The organism is Pseudomonas sp. JS3066 (assembly GCF_036328175.1).
Taxonomy (GTDB): Bacteria; Pseudomonadota; Gammaproteobacteria; order Pseudomonadales; family Pseudomonadaceae; genus Metapseudomonas.
In genome coordinates this window covers 2,207,381-2,227,563 of the sequence record NZ_CP143312.1, presented here as the reverse complement: position 1 = coordinate 2,227,563, position 20,183 = coordinate 2,207,381, and the positions used below count along the sequence as shown (strand labels likewise).

General features: G+C 63.6%; 13 protein-coding genes and 3 pseudogenes. 11 read left to right on the top strand and 5 right to left on the bottom strand.

What is annotated here, in order from left to right:
- Positions 1–7: 7 nt before the first annotated feature.
- Positions 8–1,471: an NADH-quinone oxidoreductase subunit NuoN gene (gene nuoN / locus SA496_RS10350; protein ID WP_153922531.1), complete on the top strand. Its 1,464-nt coding sequence runs from the start codon at positions 8–10 to the stop codon at positions 1,469–1,471.
- Between the two features lie 68 nt (positions 1,472–1,539).
- Here the strand turns inward: nuoN and SA496_RS10345 are convergent, their stop codons facing one another.
- From SA496_RS10345 to SA496_RS10335, 4 genes and pseudogenes are all read right to left on the bottom strand, one after another.
- On the bottom strand, positions 1,540–2,586 hold the full coding sequence (locus tag SA496_RS10345) for an AI-2E family transporter (protein ID WP_120651305.1): 1,047 nt from the start codon (positions 2,584–2,586) through the stop codon (positions 1,540–1,542).
- Positions 2,587–2,872: 286 nt separating this feature from the next.
- Positions 2,873–3,469: pseudogene (locus SA496_RS29185) on the bottom strand (methyl-accepting chemotaxis protein); the annotation flags it as partial.
- A gap of 261 nt (positions 3,470–3,730) precedes the next feature.
- Positions 3,731–4,555, bottom strand: a pseudogene (locus tag SA496_RS29180) (cache domain-containing protein); the annotation flags it as partial.
- Between the two features lie 124 nt (positions 4,556–4,679).
- Positions 4,680–5,999, bottom strand: coding sequence for a Na+/H+ antiporter family protein (locus SA496_RS10335; protein WP_120651307.1), 1,320 nt, complete (start codon positions 5,997–5,999; stop codon positions 4,680–4,682).
- 242 nt (positions 6,000–6,241) lie between these two features.
- Here SA496_RS10335 and SA496_RS29175 point away from each other — a divergent pair.
- The 3 genes and pseudogenes from SA496_RS29175 to SA496_RS10325 all read left to right on the top strand — a co-directional run.
- Positions 6,242–7,528 (top strand): annotated as a pseudogene (locus SA496_RS29175) (PDC sensor domain-containing protein); the annotation flags it as partial.
- A 102-nt stretch (positions 7,529–7,630) separates the two neighbouring features.
- On the top strand, positions 7,631–8,386 hold the full coding sequence (locus SA496_RS29170) for a methyl-accepting chemotaxis protein (protein WP_371924409.1): 756 nt from the start codon (positions 7,631–7,633) through the stop codon (positions 8,384–8,386).
- Positions 8,387–8,760: 374 nt separating this feature from the next.
- Positions 8,761–9,357 (top strand): NADPH-dependent FMN reductase, encoded by a 597-nt coding sequence (locus tag SA496_RS10325; RefSeq protein ID WP_120651308.1) that lies wholly within the window; start codon positions 8,761–8,763, stop codon positions 9,355–9,357.
- A 93-nt stretch (positions 9,358–9,450) separates the two neighbouring features.
- On the opposite strand, the gene SA496_RS10320 is transcribed toward SA496_RS10325, so the two are convergent.
- Complete coding sequence (locus tag SA496_RS10320; RefSeq protein WP_371924408.1) at positions 9,451–10,737, bottom strand: sigma-54-dependent transcriptional regulator; 1,287 nt, start codon at positions 10,735–10,737, stop codon at positions 9,451–9,453.
- A 223-nt stretch (positions 10,738–10,960) separates the two neighbouring features.
- Between SA496_RS10320 and SA496_RS10315 the strand changes: the two genes are divergently transcribed.
- The 7 genes from SA496_RS10315 (at position 10,961) to ald (ending at position 20,088) form a co-directional block, all read left to right on the top strand.
- Positions 10,961–12,064, top strand: coding sequence for a GNAT family N-acetyltransferase/peptidase C39 family protein (locus tag SA496_RS10315; RefSeq protein WP_120651310.1), 1,104 nt, complete (start codon positions 10,961–10,963; stop codon positions 12,062–12,064).
- Between the two features lie 84 nt (positions 12,065–12,148).
- The gene (locus tag SA496_RS10310) at positions 12,149–14,023 is read left to right on the top strand and encodes a di-heme-cytochrome C peroxidase (RefSeq protein ID WP_153922061.1); all 1,875 of its coding nucleotides are present in this window, start codon (positions 12,149–12,151) and stop codon (positions 14,021–14,023) included.
- Positions 14,024–14,063: 40 nt separating this feature from the next.
- Positions 14,064–15,215 (top strand): catalase family protein, encoded by a 1,152-nt coding sequence (locus tag SA496_RS10305; RefSeq protein WP_330115373.1) that lies wholly within the window; start codon positions 14,064–14,066, stop codon positions 15,213–15,215.
- A 282-nt stretch (positions 15,216–15,497) separates the two neighbouring features.
- A complete protein-coding gene (locus SA496_RS10300) occupies positions 15,498–16,457 on the top strand; it encodes a homocysteine S-methyltransferase family protein (RefSeq protein ID WP_120651313.1) in 960 nt (319 codons plus the stop codon).
- Positions 16,458–16,677: 220 nt separating this feature from the next.
- The gene (locus SA496_RS10295) at positions 16,678–18,060 is read left to right on the top strand and encodes an NfeD family protein (protein WP_120651314.1); all 1,383 of its coding nucleotides are present in this window, start codon (positions 16,678–16,680) and stop codon (positions 18,058–18,060) included.
- A gap of 3 nt (positions 18,061–18,063) precedes the next feature.
- Positions 18,064–18,834, top strand: coding sequence for a slipin family protein (locus SA496_RS10290; protein ID WP_120651315.1), 771 nt, complete (start codon positions 18,064–18,066; stop codon positions 18,832–18,834).
- Positions 18,835–18,966: 132 nt separating this feature from the next.
- The gene (gene ald / locus SA496_RS10285) at positions 18,967–20,088 is read left to right on the top strand and encodes an alanine dehydrogenase (protein ID WP_120651316.1); all 1,122 of its coding nucleotides are present in this window, start codon (positions 18,967–18,969) and stop codon (positions 20,086–20,088) included.
- The last annotated feature ends 95 nt before the right edge of the window (positions 20,089–20,183 follow it).

The following is a 20,183-nucleotide window of genomic DNA, read 5'->3' as shown; positions in this document are numbered from 1 at the left end:
GTAGGTTATGGAATTCACGACTCAACACCTGATCGCCCTGCTACCGCTGCTGGTCACCTGCGCCACGATAGTTGTGGTCATGCTGGCCATCGCCTGGAAGCGGCACCACTCCTGGACCTTCGGCCTTTCGGTCATCGGTCTGAACCTCGCCCTGCTTTCCATCGTCCCGGCACTCAAGGTCGCTCCCCTGGAAGTGACCCCGCTGATGATGGTCGACAACTTCGGCGCCTATTACATGGCGCTGGTCCTGGCCGGCACCCTCGCCTGCGTCACACTGATCCACGCCTACCTGGGCGGTGAGTCGGGCAAGGGCTATCCGGGCAACCGCGAAGAGATGTACCTGCTGATCCTCCTGTCCGCCGCTGGCGGTCTGGTGCTGGTCACCGCGCAGCACCTCGCTGGCTTGTTCATCGGCCTGGAACTGCTTTCGGTACCGGTATACGGCCTGGTGGCGTACGCTTTCTTCAACAAGCGTTCCCTGGAAGCCGGCATCAAGTACATGGTGCTGTCCGCCGCAGGCTCCGCCTTCCTGCTGTTCGGCATGGCTCTGCTCTACGCCGATGCCGGCAGCCTGAGCTTCAGCCAGCTGACCGCTGCAGGCACCTCCAGCGTGCTGTCCCAGCTCGGCATCGGCATGATGCTCATCGGCCTGGCGTTCAAGCTCTCCCTGGTTCCATTCCACCTCTGGACCCCGGACGTGTACGAAGGCGCCCCGGCGCCGGTGGCGGCGTTCCTGGCCACCGCCAGCAAAGTCGCCGTGTTCGCTGTTCTGCTGCGTCTGTACCAACTGTCCCCGGCCACCGCCGGTGGCTGGCTGAACGACCTGCTGACCGTCATCGCCATCGCCTCCATCCTCTTCGGCAACCTGCTGGCCCTGGTGCAGAACAATATCAAGCGTCTGCTGGGTTACTCCTCGATCGCGCACTTCGGCTACCTGCTGGTGGCACTGATCGCGAGCAAGGGCCTGGCCGTCGAAGCCATCGGTGTCTACCTGGCCACTTACGTGCTGACCAGCCTGGGCGCCTTCGGCGTGGTGACTCTGATGTCCACGCCTTACAGCGGCCGTGACTGCGACGCCCTGTACGAGTACCGCGGCCTGTTCTGGCGCCGTCCGTACCTGACCGCCGTGCTCACCGTGATGATGCTGTCCCTGGCCGGCATCCCGCTCACCGCTGGCTTCATCGGCAAGTTCTTCGTGATCGCCGCCGGTGTCCAATCCGGCCTGTGGTGGCTGCTGGGCGCCATGGTCCTGGGCAGCGCCATCGGCGTGTTCTACTACCTGCGCGTCATGGTTACCCTGTTCCTGGTCGAGCCGAACCTGCGTCGCCACGACGCCGACCTGCACTGGGCCCAACGTGCCGGCGGCATCATGCTGCTGTTCGTCGCCCTGCTGGCGTTCTTCCTCGGCGTCTACCCGCAGCCGCTGCTGGACCTGGTCCAGCACTCAGGTCTGGTGGCCCTGGCCAACTAAGCGGAACCCGAGAAACGAAAACCCGGCCTTGTGCCGGGTTTTTCGTTCCTGGCGGAGAGCACACCCGCCTATGGCAGCATTACTTTCTTGCCCGCCTCGGTGAACAGGTCCCAACTCGCAACGAACAATGCCGCGATCAGCGGGCCGATGACGAAGCCGTTGAGGCCGAACAGCGACAGCCCGCCCAAGGTGGAAATCAGCACCAGATAGTCCGGCATGCGCGTGTCCTTGCCCACCAGCATCGGCCGCAGAAAATTGTCCACCAGGCCGATCACGAGGATGCCGAACAGCGCCAGACCCACACCTTCCCAGAGCGCTCCATTAAGCACGAAGAACAGCGCCACGGGCCCCCAGATCAGGCCGGCACCCACCAGTGGCAGCAGGGACAGAAATGCCATCATGACGCCCCAGAACACCGGGCTCTGGATATCCATGAACCAGAACACCAGGCTGCCCAGCGCCCCCTGGACAATGGCGACCACTATGTTGCCTTTGACCGTGGCGCGTACCACGCGGGTGAATTTGATCTGCAATCGACGCTTGTGCTGCTCGCCGAGGGGTATGGCCATGCGCACGTTGCGCGCTACTTCGTAGCCATCGCGGAGAAAGAAGTACAACAGGTAGAGCATCACGAAGAAGCCCGCCACCGCCTCGAAGGTGTTCTGGCCGATGGCGAAAGCCTTGGTAGCGAGGAACTGGCTGCCCTGCAGCATCCCGCTGACGATGCGGTCACGCAGACCGTTGAAATTGCCAATGCCCAGGCGATCCAGCTGACGCTGGAGGAATCTCGGCAGCAACTCCCTGAATTGGTTCACGTACGCGCCAATATCCAGCTCTCCGGACTCGAGCCGGTGGTAGAAGTCCGCGCCTTCCTGCACCAACATCAGGCCGATGAGCAATACCGGCAGCACCGCTACCACCAGGCAGAGGAACAGCGTGATCATCGCCGACAGATTGCCCCGTCCACCCAGACGCAGTGCAAGCTGGCGCTGCAAAGGGCTGAAGATCACCGCCAGCACCACTGCCCAGAAAACCGCTCCGTAGAAAGGCAGCAGAATCCAGCAGAAAGCTAGCGATACCACCACAAGAAGGAGGATCAGGGTACGGCTGTGCATTTGCCGCTGAGAAGCCATGGCAGTGCCGCAGGGTGAAGAGAACCTACAGCGTTAGTCCGCAGCGAGTCGGGAAAAGTGCTAAGTGTTTTTTTGGCGCCTGTCGGGGTCAGCCGCAGGGTCGCGGGTCAGAATGCCGACGTGTTTTGCCCCTATAAGGGGCATCTCGAAGCAGACGGGAAAATCGTAGCCCGGACTCACCGCCGCACGAGTAGGAGCGAGCTTGCTCGCGAAATAGCGCGCTCGGACTCTTCGCGAGCAAGCTCGCTCCTACGAAGGGATCTGCCGATCAGATACGGAACTGGCGAACCAGTCCGCCGAGGCTATCGCCCAGTCGCGACAGGCTACGAGCGGTCTCGGCGCCGTGGCGGGTTTCTTCCGCCACGCTGTCCACCGCAACAGCGATCTGGTGGACGCTGCGATTGATCTCTTCAGCTACCGCAGTCTGCTCTTCAGCCGCACTGGCGATTTGCGCGTTCATCGCATTGATAGTCCCGATCAGCCCGGCAATGGCATCCAGCGACGCACCGGCCTGGTTCGCTTGGCTGCTGGTGGTATCTCCCGCATCGCTGGAACGACGCATGGCCGTCACGGCGTCCTGGGTACCCTGTTGCAGACGGTCGATCATGCCCTGGATTTCCTGCGTGCTCTGCTGGGTGCGACTAGCCAGCGCACGCACCTCGTCCGCGACCACGGCAAAGCCCCGCCCCGCCTCACCGGCACGGGCCGATTCGATGGCAGCATTGAGCGCCAGCAAGTTGGTCTGCTCGGCGATGGAGCGAATCACGCCAAGCACGCTGACGATGGACTGGACATCCTGTTGCAGGCTGTCCAGAGACACGCCGCTGCTGCGGATATCGCCCACCAGAGCATGAATTCGAGTAATGCTGCCATCTACCACCTGCTTGGCGGCCTGGCCCTCCTGGTCGGTCTGCTGCGCGGCCTCGGCGGCCCCCTGGGCACTCCTGGCCACTTCATGGGCGGCGGCAGACATCTCGTTGATTGCCGTCGCCACCTGATCGGTTTCCTGGCGCTGGCGCTCCATGGCCTGCTCGGAACGCTGGGCCTGGGCCGCCACCTCGCCCACCAGGCTGGTGAGCTGGCCAGTCATGTCGACGATCTGACGCACCAGACCGTGAATCTTCTCGACGAAACGGTTGAAGGAGCCCGCCAGCTCACCCAGTTCGTCCTGGCTGTCCACTGCCAGACGGCGGGTCAGGTCGCCTTCGCCAGCAGCGATGTCATCCAGGTTGGCCTTGATGCGCTGCAACGGACGCACCAGGGCGTTGGCCAGGCCCAGGCCGACGAGGCCGAAGATCACCAGCAGCACTGCGGCGATTACTGCCACGCTGGTCACGATAGTGCTTACGCGCTCGTCGATTTCTCCTTCCACCTCGGCCACCTGCGCAGCCACGCCATCGAGGTTAACTGCGGTGCCCAGCGCAATGTCCCACTTGGGCAGGTAATAGCTGTAACCCAGCTTGGGAACCAGGACGCTCTCGTTCCCCGGCAATGACGAGCTGTACTCGACATAGTTGGAACCGTCCTTGGCCACTGCCACCAGACGGTCGTTCACCGCAACGCCGTTCGGGTCCTTGCGACCGGTGAAGCTCTTGCCTACGTCCACCGGGCTATCGCCGCGGAACAGGCGAACCACCTGCGAGTCGTAACCGAAGAAGTAGCCGTCCTTGCCGTACTTGATTTTCGACAGGATGGCGATTGCCTGGTCGCGGCTGGCGGTGTCGCCGGGCGCGGATGCGTCATAGAGCGCCTGCACCGATCCCAAGGCTATCTGCATGTAGTTCCTGAGCTCCAGGCGACTCTCCGCAATCAGGCGCTCGCGGGTGTTCTTGACCTCGTTTTCGGCCAGGCTGTGGATCACCTTGGTCACGGCGCCAGACAGCACGAGCGCGAAGAGGATCACCGGCACCAGGGCCAGCAGCAACAGTTTGGTCTTCAGAGTCAAACGCATCGAGCAATCCTCGGAAAGCAGGGCCAGAACGCACAGCGGGGTTGTCGATATATCGGCAACCCCGCTCGTACCTTAAGCGACCGCTGAGTCGAAATAACTAAACGAACACCAGCGGTGGCGCGCCCTACAGCACCATCGCCGCAACCCAGCCGAAGGCCAGCAACGGCAGGTTGTAGTGCAGGAAGGTCGGCACCACGGTGTCCCAGATATGGTTGTGCTGGCCATCCACATTCAGGCCGGCGGTAGGGCCCAGGGTCGAGTCGGAAGCCGGAGAACCGGCATCACCCAAAGCACCAGCAGTGCCGACAATGCTGACAATGGCCAGCGGGCTGAAACCCAATTGCACGCACAGCGGCACAAAGATGGCCGCGATGATGGGCACCGTGGAGAAGGATGAACCAATGCCCATGGTCACAAGCAGACCCACCAGCAGCATCAGCAGCGCACCGAGCGCCTTGCTGTGGCCGATCCAGCCTGCGGAGGCGTCCACGAGTGTCGCGACGTGACCGGTTTCACGCATCACCTCGGCAAAGCCCGAGGCGGCAATCATGATGAAGCCGATCATCGCCATCATCTTCATGCCTTCGGTGAACAGATCGTCCGTCTCTTTCCAGCGCACCACGCCGGACACCGAGAAAATCACGAAGCCCAGCAGCGCACCGATGATCATCGAATCCAGCAACAGCTGCACCACGAAGGCACTCACGATCGCCACGCCCGCCACACCCAGGCTCAATGGGTTGTATGCAACGCTGACCTGTTCGGCCTGGGCAATGCGTTCCAGGTCATAGATGCGCTTGCCGCGATAGCTGATGAACACCGCAATGAGAAGACCGGCGACCATGCCCAGTGCCGGTATCAACATCGCCTCGGTGACATTCACACCGGTAACGTCCACGCCACTTTTCACCACATTCGCCAGCAGAATCTCGTTCAGGAAGATGTTCCCGAACCCCACTGGCAAGAACATGTAAGGCGTGATCAGGCCGAAGGTGATCACACAGGCGATCAGGCGGCGGTCGATGGCCAGGCGCGTCAATACATATAGAAGTGGCGGTACCAGCAGCGGAATGAACGCGATATGGATTGGCAGGATGTTCTGCGAGGAGATCGCCACGCACAGCAGCAACGCCACCAGGCCCCATTTCAGTGCACCGCCCTCGTTGGCCTCCTGCTTGCCCACCAGCGCCAGGGCTTTGTCGGCCAACGCGTGGGCCAGGCCGGAACGAGCGATGGCCACGGCGAATGCGCCCAGCAACGCGTAGGACAGCGCCACGGTGGCACCGCCACCTAGACCTTTGTTGAAAGCCGCCAGGGCGCCGTCGACGCCCAGACCACCGACCATGCCGCCCGCCAGTGCACCAATGATCAGGGCCACCACCACATGTACCCGGCACAGGCTGAGGACCAGCATGATCCCCACCGCCGCCACTACCGCATTCATCGCCACTCCTCGGTTCTTCGAGCCTTGCCAGCCAAGGACTCTGCCGCAAAAAAAAGCGCGCACTCTGCCGAAAGCGGCCCCTCCTGTCAAAAGCGTTCGGAATATTGGTCGGAGTGTGCATAATTCTTGCCTGCAAATTGCGCCCTCGTGCATTCCGCACGGCTATTCGTCGTCTTTGCGTCAAGAAATCGCCAGCCGCGCCGACAACGAATGAAGTTCCGACGAGACAGAAGGAAGCCCCAATGCCGTTCAATCGCCTGTCCATCCAGTGGAAGATCACCCTGCTGGCCGGACTCTGCCTGCTGGCCATCGTGACCCTGCTGGTCGGTTCGTCCCTGTACCAGTCCAAGCGCAGCGCCAGCCTGGTGAAAGCCGACAGCAGCCAGATGCTCAACCAAAGCGCCCGACAGAGCCTGCAAGCTCGTTCGGAACTCCAGGCCATCCGCATCCAGCGCTACTTCATGGACAACTATCAGTACGGCAAAGGCTTCTCGCGTCAGGTCCTGTTCCTCAAGGAACAGGCTGAAAAACGCTTCCTCGACGCCTTTGACCTGCGCGAAGACCTGACCCGCCAGGTGCGCACCAGCCTGGAGGCGAATCCGGAGATCCTGGGGCTGTACCTGGTCTTCGAACCCAACGCCCTGGACGGCAAGGACGAACTCTTCGTCGACCAGGCCGAGCTCGGTAGCAACGACAAGGGGCGCTTCTCCCTGTACTGGTCCCAACCGACTCCCGGCAAGCTCGAATCCGAGTCGATGACCGAGGAACTGCTCGCCGACAGCAGCACCGGCCCCAGCGGCGCGCCCTATAACGCCTGGTACACCTGCCCGATGAAAACCGGCCAGGCCTGTGTGCTGGACCCCTACTTCGATAACGTGGGCGACCGCCAGGTACTGATGACCAGCATTGCCTTCCCGCTGCAACTGAACGGCAAGACCGTTGGCGTCATGGGCCTGGACATCAGCCTGGAGAGCCTGCAGCAACTGAGCATGGCCGGTAATCGCGAGCTCTATGACGGCAACGGCCACGTCAGCATCATCAGCCCAGCTGGCCTACTCGCCGGCCACAGCCGCGATGCCAGTCTGCTCAGCGCCAAACTGGACAAGGCCTTCGGTGACAAGGCAGCGGAACTTGCCAGCAATCTGCAGGCTGGCAAATCCGCGGAAATGGAGCACGACGGCATGCTGCGCGTGATGCAGCCGTTCAAGCCGATCCCCACCGCCGCGCCCTGGAGCGTATTGCTGGAAGTTCCCGAGAAGGTCCTGCTGGCACCGGCCCTGAAACTGGATGCCAAACTCGACCAGCAGAACGACACCGCCAACCTCACCGGCCTGCTGATCGGCCTCGTCGCCGGCGTCGCCGGCCTGCTGCTGGTATGGCTCACCGCCCGTGGCGTGACCCGGCCGATCCTAGGCGTGGCCAGTATGCTGAAGGACATCGCCAGTGGCGAAGGCGACCTGACCCGCCGCCTGGACTACGCCCGCCAGGACGAACTGGGTGAACTGGCCGGCTGGTTCAACCGCTTCCTCGACAAGCTGCAGCCGATCATTGCCGACGTGAAACGCTCGGTGCAGGACGCCCGCAGCACCGCCGACCAGTCCGCCGCCATCGCCAGCCAGACCAGCGCCGGCATGCAGCAGCAGTACCGCGAAGTGGACCAGGTGGCCACCGCCTCCAACGAGATGAGCGCCACCGCCCAGGACGTCGCCCGCAGCGCCGCCCAGGCCGCCGAAGCCGCGCGGGGGGCCGACCACGCCACCCAGGAAGGCCTCGGCGTGATCGGCAAGACCACCAGCGCCATCGAGCAACTGGCCAGCGAAATGAGTGCGGCCATGGAAGAGGTGCAGGCGCTGGCCAACAGCAGCGAGCAGATCGGCTCGGTGCTGGAAGTGATCCGCGCCATCGCCGAGCAGACCAACCTGCTGGCGCTCAACGCGGCCATCGAGGCGGCGCGTGCCGGCGAGGCCGGCCGCGGCTTCGCGGTGGTGGCCGATGAAGTGCGCAACCTGGCCAAGCGCACCCAGGACTCGGTGGAGGAAATCCGCCAGGTGATCGAGGGCCTGCAGAACGGCACGCGCGAGGTGGTCGGTTCGATGCACAGCAGCCACCGCCAGGCCCAGGGCAGCGTCGAGCAGGTGGAACAGGCGGTGACTGCGCTGCAACGCATCGGCGAAGCGGTGACGGTGATCACCGACATGAACCTGCAGATCGCCAGCGCCGCCGAGGAACAGAGCGCGGTGGCCGAGGAGATCAACCGCAACGTGGCGGCGATCCGCGACGTCACCGAATCGCTCTCCGGCCAGGCCGAGGAGTCCGCCCAGGTCAGCCAGGCGCTGAACCGCCTGGCCAACCACCAACAGGGGCTGATGGCGCAATTCCGCGCCTGACCTCCCTCACCCCCACCCCTCTCCCAGAAGGCGAGGGGTGACGCGCGCCGGCGACTTCGTACCCGCCAGCAACGCTCCGCTCTTCTGTCGGGGCAATTTCAATCGCCAAGCAGGCCGCAGGTCTGCCCTGCGAACACCCAGCGACACCTGGCTTCCCTCACCCCCAGCCCTTCACCCTGAGGGCGAGGGAGCTGTCCGTGCGCACCGATATGTATGTGCTCGGATCCTGTAGAAGCGAATTCATTCGCGAAAGCAGGACGCACTCCTCCCTTTCCGAATCCTGTCACCATCGGCACATCAAACTGGCGTCAGATCGCTTGCCGCCGATCGGCACCCCGGCTAGCCTGCCTGCGGTCTAAACAAGGAACCCCCAGATGCTGAACATCGTCCTGATCGCCGGCTCCAGCCGTGCAAACAGCCAATCGGGCAAGGTCGCCCGCTTCGTCCGCCAGCGCCTGATCGACCTCGACAAGGTGAGCCCCACATCCTGCAACATCATCGACCTCGGCGAAGGTCCGCTGCCGCTGTGGCCGGCCGAGAACACTGGTCCCTGGAGCGAATACCAGCAGCAGCTGCGCGACGCTGACGCGGTGGTAGTGATCGCCCCCGAGTGGAATGGCATGGCCTGCCCGGCCATCAAGAACTTCTTCATCTACGCCAGCAAGGCCGAACTGGCGCACAAGCCGGGCCTGCTGGTGGGCGTCTCCTCCGGGATCGGTGGTGGCTACCCCATCAGCGAGCTGCGCGCTTCCAGCTACAAGAACTGCCGTCTCTGCTACCTGCCGGAGCACCTGATCGTTCGTGGCGTGGAAAAAGTGCTGAACGACGTCGAGCCGGTGAGCGAAGACGACCAGCGCATCCGTGCCCGCATGGACTACGACCTGGACATCCTCGCGCGCTACGCGGTAGCCCTGAAGCCAGTGCGCGAAGCCATCGACATGAGCATTCCGGCCTTCGCCAACGGCATGTGATCACGCCGCCCTGGGTCGTGCGGCCCTTGTGGGAGTGAATTCATTTGCGAAGGGTGGCAAAGCCACCCCCCACCCGCTCGAGCATCGCGAAACCTACAACAACTGATGCTTGTGCAGCAGCCTGTAGAAGGTCGGCCGCGACACCCCCAGCACCTTGGCCGCGTGGCTGAGGTTGCTGCTGTAGTGAGCCAACGCATCACACAGCGCCTGGTACTCCGCCCGGCGTTTGTAGTCCTCCAGCGTCCCTAGCAGCGCGCCATCCATCGGGGCGCTCTGCAGTCCCAGGTCGGCCGCTTCGATAGGCCCGCTTTCCGCCAGTGCATAGCCGCGCCGGACTCGGCTGGCAAGCTCGCGCACATTACCAGGCCAGCGGTGGCGAACCATGGCAGCGAGCGCCTCTTCGCTGAAATGACTGGGTCGACGCCCCGCCTCCAGGCTGTAGAGATCGGCGAAGTAGCCTGCCAGTAGCGCAATGTCTCCCTGGCGCTTGCGCAGCGGGGTGATCATCAGGCGATTCTGATCCAGCCACTGACGCAACCCCGGATGGAAATGCCCCTGCTCTACCAGTTCGCCCAGTTCCTCTCGCGCCGACGCCAGGACACGGATATCCAGGGGCATCACTTCCCCATCGGCGTGACGCAGGGTCCGGGAGCGCAGGCAAGTCAGCAAACGCTCCTGCTGGCCAGTGGGCAGCTCATGGATCGCATCGAGGAATAGCGTGCCGCCATTGGCCGACGCCACCTTGCCCTGATGGCCGAATAACAGGCTCGCGGTTTCCGGCTCAGGCAGTACGCCGCAGTTGAAACTGACAAAGGGGCCGGCCACCCGTCGCGACATGCGATGTAGGGTGCGGGCTACCAGCTCCTTGCCGCTACCGCTTTCACCGAGGATAAGCACTGGTTTCTCGCTCGGTCCCAGACGCGCCAGCTGCTTGCGCAAATCGCGTAGCGGACGGCTCTGGCCCAGCAGTTCGTGCTGGTCGCCTCGACGATTGCCGATGCCCCGCAGGCGGGCGATGCCGAACGCACGGCCCAGCAGACCCTGCAGACGCGGCAAGTCCACGGGAAGCGCCAGGGCATCGAAGAACCACTCACCTATGAACTCATCCAGACCGGGCACGGGTTCGCCCAACGGGTCGACCAGGGCAATCCATTCCGTGCCACTGCGACTGATCAGGTTCTTGACCCCTTCCGGGCGTGTCAGGTGGTCGCTGCGCAAGCGCAACAACCCGATGTCGTAGGTAGCTGCCAGGGCCTGGTCGAGGTTCTGACTGGACACCGACCAACCGGCTTCTTCCAGACGCGGCAACATTCGCCGGCAGTGATCGCATGGGTCGACCAGCAGTAGACGTCTCGGTGCAGAGGAGATCGCTTCCAAGATAAACCTTCCTTGACGCCAAAAAATTGCTTTATCAATAAAAACAACAGCTTGTGGACGCTACTTGTAACGCTAGCAAGAACTTTGACGCTCTATGGAACGTTTCTCTATAAGCGCAATTTCGCTGCGCGCTTAAGGTGGGATAGGCCCCTCTTAAGCGTCTCGACAGCGTGTCAATCAAGGCCAATACTCGGGCGATTCCTTCCCTGCCTTGCAGGACCCTGCCATGAACCTGCTTCTGCGTGAGGCCAGGCTCGACGACTTGTCGGCACTGGTGGAGCTCGAGAGTCGCTGCTTTGAGGTACCCCGCCTCAGCCGGCAGCAGTTCCGCTGGATGATCCTGGAAGCCAATGCCAGCCTGGTGGTGTCCGAGGGCGATGGCCATGCCCTCCTCGGCTATGCCCTTGCTCTCTTCCGTCGGGGTAGCAGCCTTGCCCGCCTGCACTCCATCGCCACCGACCCGCGTGCCCGTGGCAACGGCATCGGCCAGCGTCTGCTGGTCGCCGCGGAAGCCAGTGCCCGCGAACACGACTGCGCCTACCTGCGGCTGGAGGTATGTCCGGACGACCGCCAGGCAGTGAGCCTGTTCGAGCGCAACGGCTACAGCAACCTTGGGCTGCTCACTGACTTCTTCCCCGACCATCGCGAAGCACTGCGCATGGAGAAGCGTGTAGTCCAGCACCCGCAGGCGCTGCATCGGCCAGTCCCGTATTACGGCCAGACCACCGAGTTCACCTGCGGCCCGGCCTGTCTGTTGATGGCCATGGGCGCACTGGACGGGGGCGTGCCCGGCAACCATCAGGACGAACTGCGCCTGTGGCGCGAGGCCAGCAGCGTGCATATGCAAGGCGGCCACGGCGGCTGCAGCCCGCACGGCCTCGCGTTGGCCGCCTGGCGTCGGGGCTTCCGGGTCAGGCTGGAGCTGAGCGACCGGGGCCCGCTGTTTCTCGAAGAGGAGCGCAACGCCGGCAAGCGCGAGGTTATTCGCCAGGCCCATGAAGACTTCTGTAGCGCCCTGCAGGACACCGACATCGAGCAGCATCTGGGCGACGAGCTGGATCTGAAGCCGCTACTGGAGGCAGGGGGCCAGCCTTTGGTGCTGGTGGATGGTCATCGCCGCAGCCGCAGCCGGGCGCCACACTGGATCCTGGTTACCGATTGCGACCGCAATTTCATCTACCTGCACGACCCCAACGCCGAGCGCAGCCTGCAACGACACCCCCAGGACTGCCAGCATGTACCGGTGCCTCACCGCGAGTTCGAACGCATCAGCCGCTTCGGTCAGGGCAAGCGCCGCGCGGCGGTCGTGCTTTATCCACGCGGGACTTAGCACTATTGCGTAGTAGCACCTTGCCAATACCCCTACCGATTGGCATAAGGTAGGTAATTTCGTCAAGTTACAGGGAAGTATCTGATGCGCGTCCTACGCCGTGTCCTATGGTTGGTGCTTGTTCTCCTGCTCGCCGGCCTGGCGGTCGTCCTCTACTACATCGCCAACCCCAACCTTCCGGCCTACCAGGTGCCCAGCCAGCTGCACTACCAGGCGCAGTGGAGCGACCAGGAGCGCCAGACCTACTACTACACCCCTCAGGGCACTACGGTTAAAGGTCTGCGCTACGAGTGGTTCACAGCTTTGGAACTGCCCTTCTCCCAGGACAAGTTCGCCCGCCCTGAGTACCTGGCGCGTTTCGGTTTCCTGGTCGACCCACAACAGAAAGCCACGCCACTGAACCCCGGCAACCTGCCGGTGGGCATGGCACGCCACGAGGACGAGAAAACCGGCGCGCAGTATCTGGATATCAGTTGTGCCGCCTGCCATACCGGCGAGTTGCGCTACAAGGGTCAGGCCGTGCGTATCGACGGTGGCGCTGCACTGCACTCCCTGGCGTCCACCGTGCCGACCCTGCGCGGCGGCAGCTTCGGCCAGGCGCTTGGCATGAGCATGGCGTTCACCTACTACAACCCGCTGAAGTTCAGCCGCTTCGCCGAACAGGTACTGGGCGAGCGCTACCCGGAGGGCAAGAAGGAACTGCGCAGCGAGTTCAAGCAAGTCCTCGACCGCCTGCTCGGCACCGCCTGGAACGATACCCATCGTGGGCTGTACCCCACCGAAGAAGGTTTCGGCCGCACCGATGCCTTCGGCCGTATCGCCAATAGCGTCTATGGCGACGCCATAAGCCCGGACAACTACCGCATTGCCGATGCCCCGGTGAGCTACCCGCACCTCTGGGACATCTGGAAGTTCGACTGGGTGCAGTGGAACGGCTCTGCCATGCAACCCATGGCCCGCAACATAGGCGAAGCGCTAGGCGTGGGTGCCAGCCTGCACCTTTTCCAGGCGGACGGTGGCCAGGTGCCGGAAGCCGACCGCTACGCCTCCAGCGTGCGCGTGCGTGATCTCCATACCCTCGAGGAAACCCTGAAGAAACTCGCCCCGCCCACCTGGCCGGAGGCCATCTTCGGCAAGGTAGACCTGGCCCGTGCGAGCCAGGGCCGCGCCCTCTTCGTCGAGAACTGCGCTTACTGCCATGCCCCCAACGTGGTGCCGCTCGAGCAACGCATGGCGCCCGGCCGCGACCCGGAATGGCACATGCGTATCGTGCCCGTCGACATTGTTGGCACCGACTCCACCACGGCCGACAACATCGCCGATCACCGCTTCGACATCAGCAAGCTGGGCTGGACCCGCGAACAACTGGCCAAGCTCGACGTGAAACTATTCGGCGCAAGTCTGGAGCAGGTGGACTTCAGCAAGGTTTCCAGCGCCAAGGGCCTGGCCTATATCACCTCCTTCGTAGAGGAGCAGGCCTACAAGCAGGCCGGCATCTCCGGCGAAGAGCGCGCGAACATGGACGGCTTCGGCCTGCCCATCGGCGTGCAGGAGAAGCGCGGCTACAAGGCTCGCCCCCTGGATGGCATCTGGGCGACACCACCATTCCTGCACAACGGCTCGGTTCCGACCCTGTTCCAATTGCTCTCTCCCATCACCGAGCGGGCCAGTCAGTTCCATGTCGGCAGCTTCGAGTACGACCCGAAGTTCGTCGGATTCCAGACCACGGCCTTCCCCGGAAGCTTCCTGCTGGATACCTCGATCAAGGGCAACGGCAACCACGGCCACGAGTTCCGTGATGGTTGCCGCAAGGACGGCGTGATCGGCCGCGCCCTGTCCCCGGACGAACGACTGGCGCTGATCGAGTACCTCAAGGTGCTGGGTGACCCGACGCAGGAAAGCCAGCTCACCCCCGTCCAGGCCAAGCCGTGGAATCCCGGCCCGGACTGCCAGGGCTGAGCCCTCGCCCCTACCACGCAGAACAAGGACCCAAGCTCCCATGCTCAAGCGTTTCTGGCTCTGGCTCGGCCGACTACTCGGCAAGCTCACTCTCTTCGTGCTGGTGGTCGGCCTGGTCGGCTGGCTGGCTGGCGAGGCCTATTACGGCTGGAAATTCTCCGGTCCGGTGCCAAGCGAGGAGGTCATCCCTGCCGATGAGGCGGCACAGACCCGCGCCATCATCGACGACGCCGTCCGCATCGTCGAACAGCACCGCGACAACACCCGCGTACTGCGCGACGCCCACGCCAAGGCCCATGGTTGCGTGAAGGCGCAGGTCAGCGTCGTGCCCGACCTCGATCAAGGCCTGCGCGCCGGCGTCTTCGCCGAACCGGGCAAGACCTGGGAAGCCTGGATTCGCCTGTCCAATGGCAACGCCTTCCCGCAGTTCGACAGCGCGCGGGACGCTCGCGGCATGGCCATCAAACTGCTCGACGTGCCCGGCGAGAAACTGATGAAGAGCCCGACGCACACCAACGAGCAGGACTTCGTGATGTTCAACCATCCGGTGTTCTTCGTTCGTGACGTGGCCGAGTACCGGCAGAACTTCAACGCCCAGGCCAACGGCGAGAAGGTCGGCGCCTTCTTCCCCAGCTGGGACCCGCGCACCTGGGAGATCCGCCACCTGGTCATCGCCCTGAAGACCCTGGCCCCGGCACCGGACAGCCCGGTCAGCGCGACCTACAGCTCCATCTCGCCGTACAAGCTGGGCGAGGCGAACATCAAGTACCGCGTCATTCCCGACCCGCAAAGCTGCCCGCCGTATGAGCTGCCCGAACAGAACACCGCGCTCCCCAACTTCCTGCGCAACGCCCTGTACCAGCAACTGTCCCTTGACCGTGTGCCGGCCTGCTTCGCATTCCAGGTGCAGAAGCAGAATGCCCAGCACTACATGCCGATCGAAGACACCAGCGTCGAGTGGGACGAGTCCGTCTCTCCCTTCGTGACCGTCGCCACCATCAAGGTTCCGGCCCAGGATTTCGACAGCCGCGAACAGAACCTTGCCTGTGACAACCTTTCCTTCAACCCCTGGCACGGCCTGCCGGAGCATCGCCCCATCGGCGGCATCAACCGCCTGCGCAAGGCGGTGTACGAAGCCGTGAGCGCGTATCGCCATGAGCGCAATGGAGCGTCCGACGCGACCAGCCGTTGAGGACATACCTGTGGGAACGAATTCATGCGCGAATAAATTCGCTCCCACACTCAAAGACTGCACGCTCCGCCATCCCCACCCATCAGCCCAGCCAGGCCGCGTCTCGCGGCGGTGCTAGCCTTTTCTCTTACCTGCCGGGCGCCCACAGCCCGCCCGGTGCATTGCCTACGGGCCACCCCATCAATCGCGGAACCAGCCCGAGGCCAGCCCGGCTGCCCGCTCCGTCTTCGCCAAGAAGCCCGCTCCGGACAGCGAACATCTACCGGTCACGGAGTCCAGGCCATGGCCCAATATCGCGATGCCCTGCCACAACTGGAGGGTGAACTATTCCTGACCGATGGTGGCATCGAGACCACCCTGGTCTTCCACGAGGGGCTTGCCCTCCCCGACTTCGCAGCCTTCGTGCTGCTCAACTACCCGGATGGCCAGGAAGCCCTGCGCAAGTACTTCCGCACCTATTGCGCCATCGCCAGCCACTACGGCACCGGCCTGATCCTGGAAAGTCCGACCTGGCGCGCCAATCCCGACTGGGCCAGTCACCTCGGCTTCACCCCCCAGGGACTGGCCGAGGCCAACCGCCAGGCCATCGCCCTCCTGGACGAGCTACGTAGAGAAGTGGAAAGTGGTCGCACTCCCGTGGTTGTAAGCGGCTGTGTCGGTCCCCGGGGAGATGGGTATATCGCCGATGAGACCATGGATGAGTACGAGGCCCAGCAGTACCACAGCGAGCAGATCGGCGTGTTTGCCGAAACCTCCGCCGACATGATCACCGCCATGACCATGAACTATGTGGAGGAAGCGCTGGGTATCGCCCTTGCTGCACGCGCGGCACAGATGCCCGTGGCTATCGCCTTCACGGTGGAAACCGATGGCAGGCTGCCCACCGGCCAGGACCTGAAAGAAGCCCTCGAACAGGTCGACAGGGCCACGGCCTCCTACCCGGCCTACTACATGATCAACTGCGCCCACCCTGACCATTTCGAGGATGTGCTCGTTCCTGGAAGCCGCTGGGTGCAACGCATACGCGGACTGCGCGCCAATGCCTCGCGCAAGAGCCATGCCGAGTTGAACGAGGCCATCGCGCTTGACAGCGGCGACCCCGAGGAGCTTGGCGCACAATATGCCTGGCTGCGCCAGCGCCTGCCGCACATCAATGTCATGGGTGGTTGCTGCGGCACCGACCACCGCCATATCGAGCAGATGGCCAAGGCGTGCAAGCCGCTGTTCCGTGCAGCGTTGTAGGGTGGCGCGATCCTTGTGGGGGCGATTTCAATCGCTATGGGCCGCTCAGCGATCCTGGACATTGGCGGGCAGGACTTCGTCCTGCTCAGCAACTGAAGTCACCCTCACAAGGCAGCCATCTCCTTTGCACGCATTCCCTTGCACCTGGCTTTCCCGTCGAAAATACCCGACTAAAGACGTCAACTATGCTTTAGGTGAACACGCACGGCGTGAGGTCACCATGATCCGCTGGCTACTAAGCAGGCTCCTGTGCCTGGCCCTGATCGCTCCCGGCACGCTGCTGGCCGCGGGAAGCATCAGCGTGCTCTCCATCGACGGCCCCATTGGGCCTGCCACCGCCGACTACCTGACCCGGGGAATCGAACGCGCCGAGGAAGACAAGGCGCAACTGGTGGTCATCCAGATCGACACCCCTGGCGGCCTCGACACCTCCATGCGCAGCATCATCAAGGCGATACTCGCCAGCCCCGTGCCGGTGGCCAGCTTCGTCGCCCCCAGTGGCGCACGGGCCGCCAGTGCCGGCACCTACATCCTCTACGCCAGCCACATCGCGGCCATGGCACCAGGTACCAACCTGGGCGCAGCTACACCGGTGCAGATCGGCGGCATGCCCGGCCAACCTGAAGGCGACAAGCCTGCCGGCGGCAAGGACGAGAAGCCAAAAGACGACAAGACCGCGCCAGCGGGTAACGAGGAAACCCTGGCTCGCAAACAGGTCAATGATGCAGCGGCCTATATCCGCGGACTGGCGCAACTTCGCGGGCGCAACGCCGAGTGGGCCGAGCGCGCAGTGCGCGAGTCCGTCAGTCTCTCCGCCACCGATGCCCAGCGCCTGAAAGTAGTGGACCTGCTAGCCCGGGATGTACCGGACCTGCTCGCCAAACTGGACGGCAAGAACCTGGAAGTCGCCGGACAGAAAATCTCACTGGCCACCAATGGTGCGCGGCTGGTGCAGCACGAGCCGGACTGGCGCGCGCAGATCCTCGCGGTCATCACCAATCCCAGCGTGGCGCTGATCCTGATGATGATCGGCGTCTACGGCCTGATCTTCGAGTTCTCCAATCCCGGTAGTGGCGTTGGCGGCGTGATCGGCGGCATCTGCCTGATCCTCGCGCTCTATGCGCTGCAGCTGCTGCCGGTGAACTTCGCCGGCATCGCGCTGATCCTCCTGGGCATCCTGTTCATGGCGGCAGAAGCCTTCATGCCCAGCTTCGGCATTATCGGATTCGGCGGCATCGCCGCCTTCGTCGTCGGCGCAGTAATCCTGATCGACACCGAAGTTCCGGGCTACGGCATCCCGCTTTCGCTGATCATCACCGTGGCCCTGTCGAGCGCACTGGTGATCTTCGCCATCCTCGCCATGGCCGTTCGTTCCCGGCGGCGCGCACTGGTCAGCGGCGATGCCGGACTGGTGGGCAGCCAGACCACCCTGCTCGATCTCGGGGTGGACGACCCGCACATTGGCTGGGTCCAGTTGCAGGGCGAGCGCTGGCAGGTGCGCAGCGATGCCCCCTTGAGGAGCGGCCAGCGCGTGCGCGTGCTGGCACGCAATGGACTGCTGCTGGACGTGACGGCGGATGAGCGTCCGCCCAGAGGAGACTGAAACATGGCCTTTCCGCTGAGCTTTGCCACCCTCCTGTTCCTATTGATCGTCCTGGCGGTATCGGCCATCCGTGTCCTGCGCGAGTACGAGCGCGGCGTAGTGTTCCAACTCGGGCGATTCTGGAAGATCAAGGGGCCGGGGCTGGTTCTGATCATCCCGGCCATCCAGCAAATGGTTCGAGTCGACCTGCGAACCGTGGTCATGGACGTTCCGCCCCAGGACGTGATCTCCCGCGACAACGTCTCGGTGAAAGTCAACGCGGTGGTGTACTTCCGCGTGCTTGACCCGGAGCGCGCCATCATCCAGGTGGAGAACTTCCTCATGGCCACCAGCCAGCTCTCCCAGACCACACTGCGCGCGGTGCTCGGCAAGCATGAGCTGGACGAGATGCTGGCCGAACGCGAACGCCTGAACGTCGACATCCAGCAGGCGCTGGATGCTCAGACCGATGCCTGGGGGATCAAAGTCTCCAATGTCGAGATCAAGCACGTCGACCTCAATGAAACCATGGTTCGAGCCATCGCCCGCCAGGCCGAGGCCGAGCGTGAGCGGCGGGCCAAGGTGATCCATGCCGAAGGTGAGCTGCAAGCCTCCGAGAAGCTGATGCAGGCCGCCGAGATGCTTAGCCGCCAGGCCGGCGCCATGCAGTTGCGCTACATGCAGACGCTGAACGCCATCGCTGGCGACAAGACCAACACTATCGTCTTCCCGTTGCCAGTGGATTTGCTCGGTGGCATGAGCGATGACGGGAAGCAAAAGAACAGCAAGGATTGAGATATCGGCCCACACCCTGTTTTCCTCGCACTTTTCAGGGAGATTCCCTGAAAAGGCTCCCGTATTCGGCGGGGCCGCTATGCCGGGGTTTCTACACTTGTTCCAAGGACAACAAGAACCCTGGAGGTCGCCATGCGTATCGGAGTGCCGAAGGAGATCAAGAACCACGAGTATCGGGTCGGCCTGACCCCGCAATCTGTGGCCGAATTGACCCGCCTGGGGCATGAAGTCTGGGTAGAGACCAAGGCTGGAGCCGCCATTGGCTTCTCCGACGAGGACTACCAGGCCGCGGGTGCCAAGGTGGCCAGCAGCGCCGGCGAGGTCTTCGAGCAGGGCCAACTGATCGTCAAGGTCAAGGAGCCGCTCACCCAGGAGCGCGCCCGCCTGCGCCCCGAGCAGACCCTATTCACCTACCTGCACCTGGCACCGGACCGTCCCCAGACCGACGAACTGATCGCCTCCGGTGCCACCTGCATCGCCTACGAGACCGTCACCGACAGTCACGGCCGACTGCCGTTGCTCGCGCCCATGTCGGAAGTGGCCGGGCGCATGTCCATCCAGGCCGGCGCCAGCTGTCTGGAAAAAGCCAAAGGCGGCAGGGGCGTGCTGCTCGGCGGCGTACCCGGTGTAGCGCCGGCCAAGGTGGTGGTGCTGGGTGGCGGAGTCGTCGGCACCCATGCGCTGGCCATGGCGGTTGGTCTCGGGGCCAACGTCACCGTACTGGACAAGAGCGTTGATGCCCTGCGCCGGCTGGATTCCCTCTACGGCAATCGCATCACAACCCTCTATTCGACCCACAGTGCCTTGCGCGAACAGGTGTTGGCGGCGGACCTGGTGATTGGCGGGGTGCTCATTCCCGGCGCCGCGGCACCCAAACTGGTCACGGCCGAAATGGTGGCACGCATGCAGGATGGCGCGGTGATGGTGGACGTCGCCATCGACCAGGGCGGCTGCGCGGAAACCTCGCGGGCCACCACCCACGCCGAGCCCACCTACGTAGTGGATGGCGTCGTGCACTATTGCGTTGCCAACATGCCCGGCGCCGTGGCACGTACCTCCACCCTCGCCCTGAACAACGCCACCCTGCCCTTCGTCATCGCCCTGGCGCAGAAGGGAACACGCAAGGCCCTGGAAGACGACCTGCACCTGCGCCATGGCCTCAACGTTGCCAAGGGGCGACTCACCAATGGCAGCGTCGCCGCCGCGCATCATCTGGACTACGTGCATCTGGAGGAGATGCTCAAGCAGCTCTGACCCTTTTCGCGACTGAAGTCGCTCCCACAGGTGGTCCCTTGTGGGAACGACTTCAGTCGCGATGCTCGCCACGTCCCGACTCAAAGCTGTACATC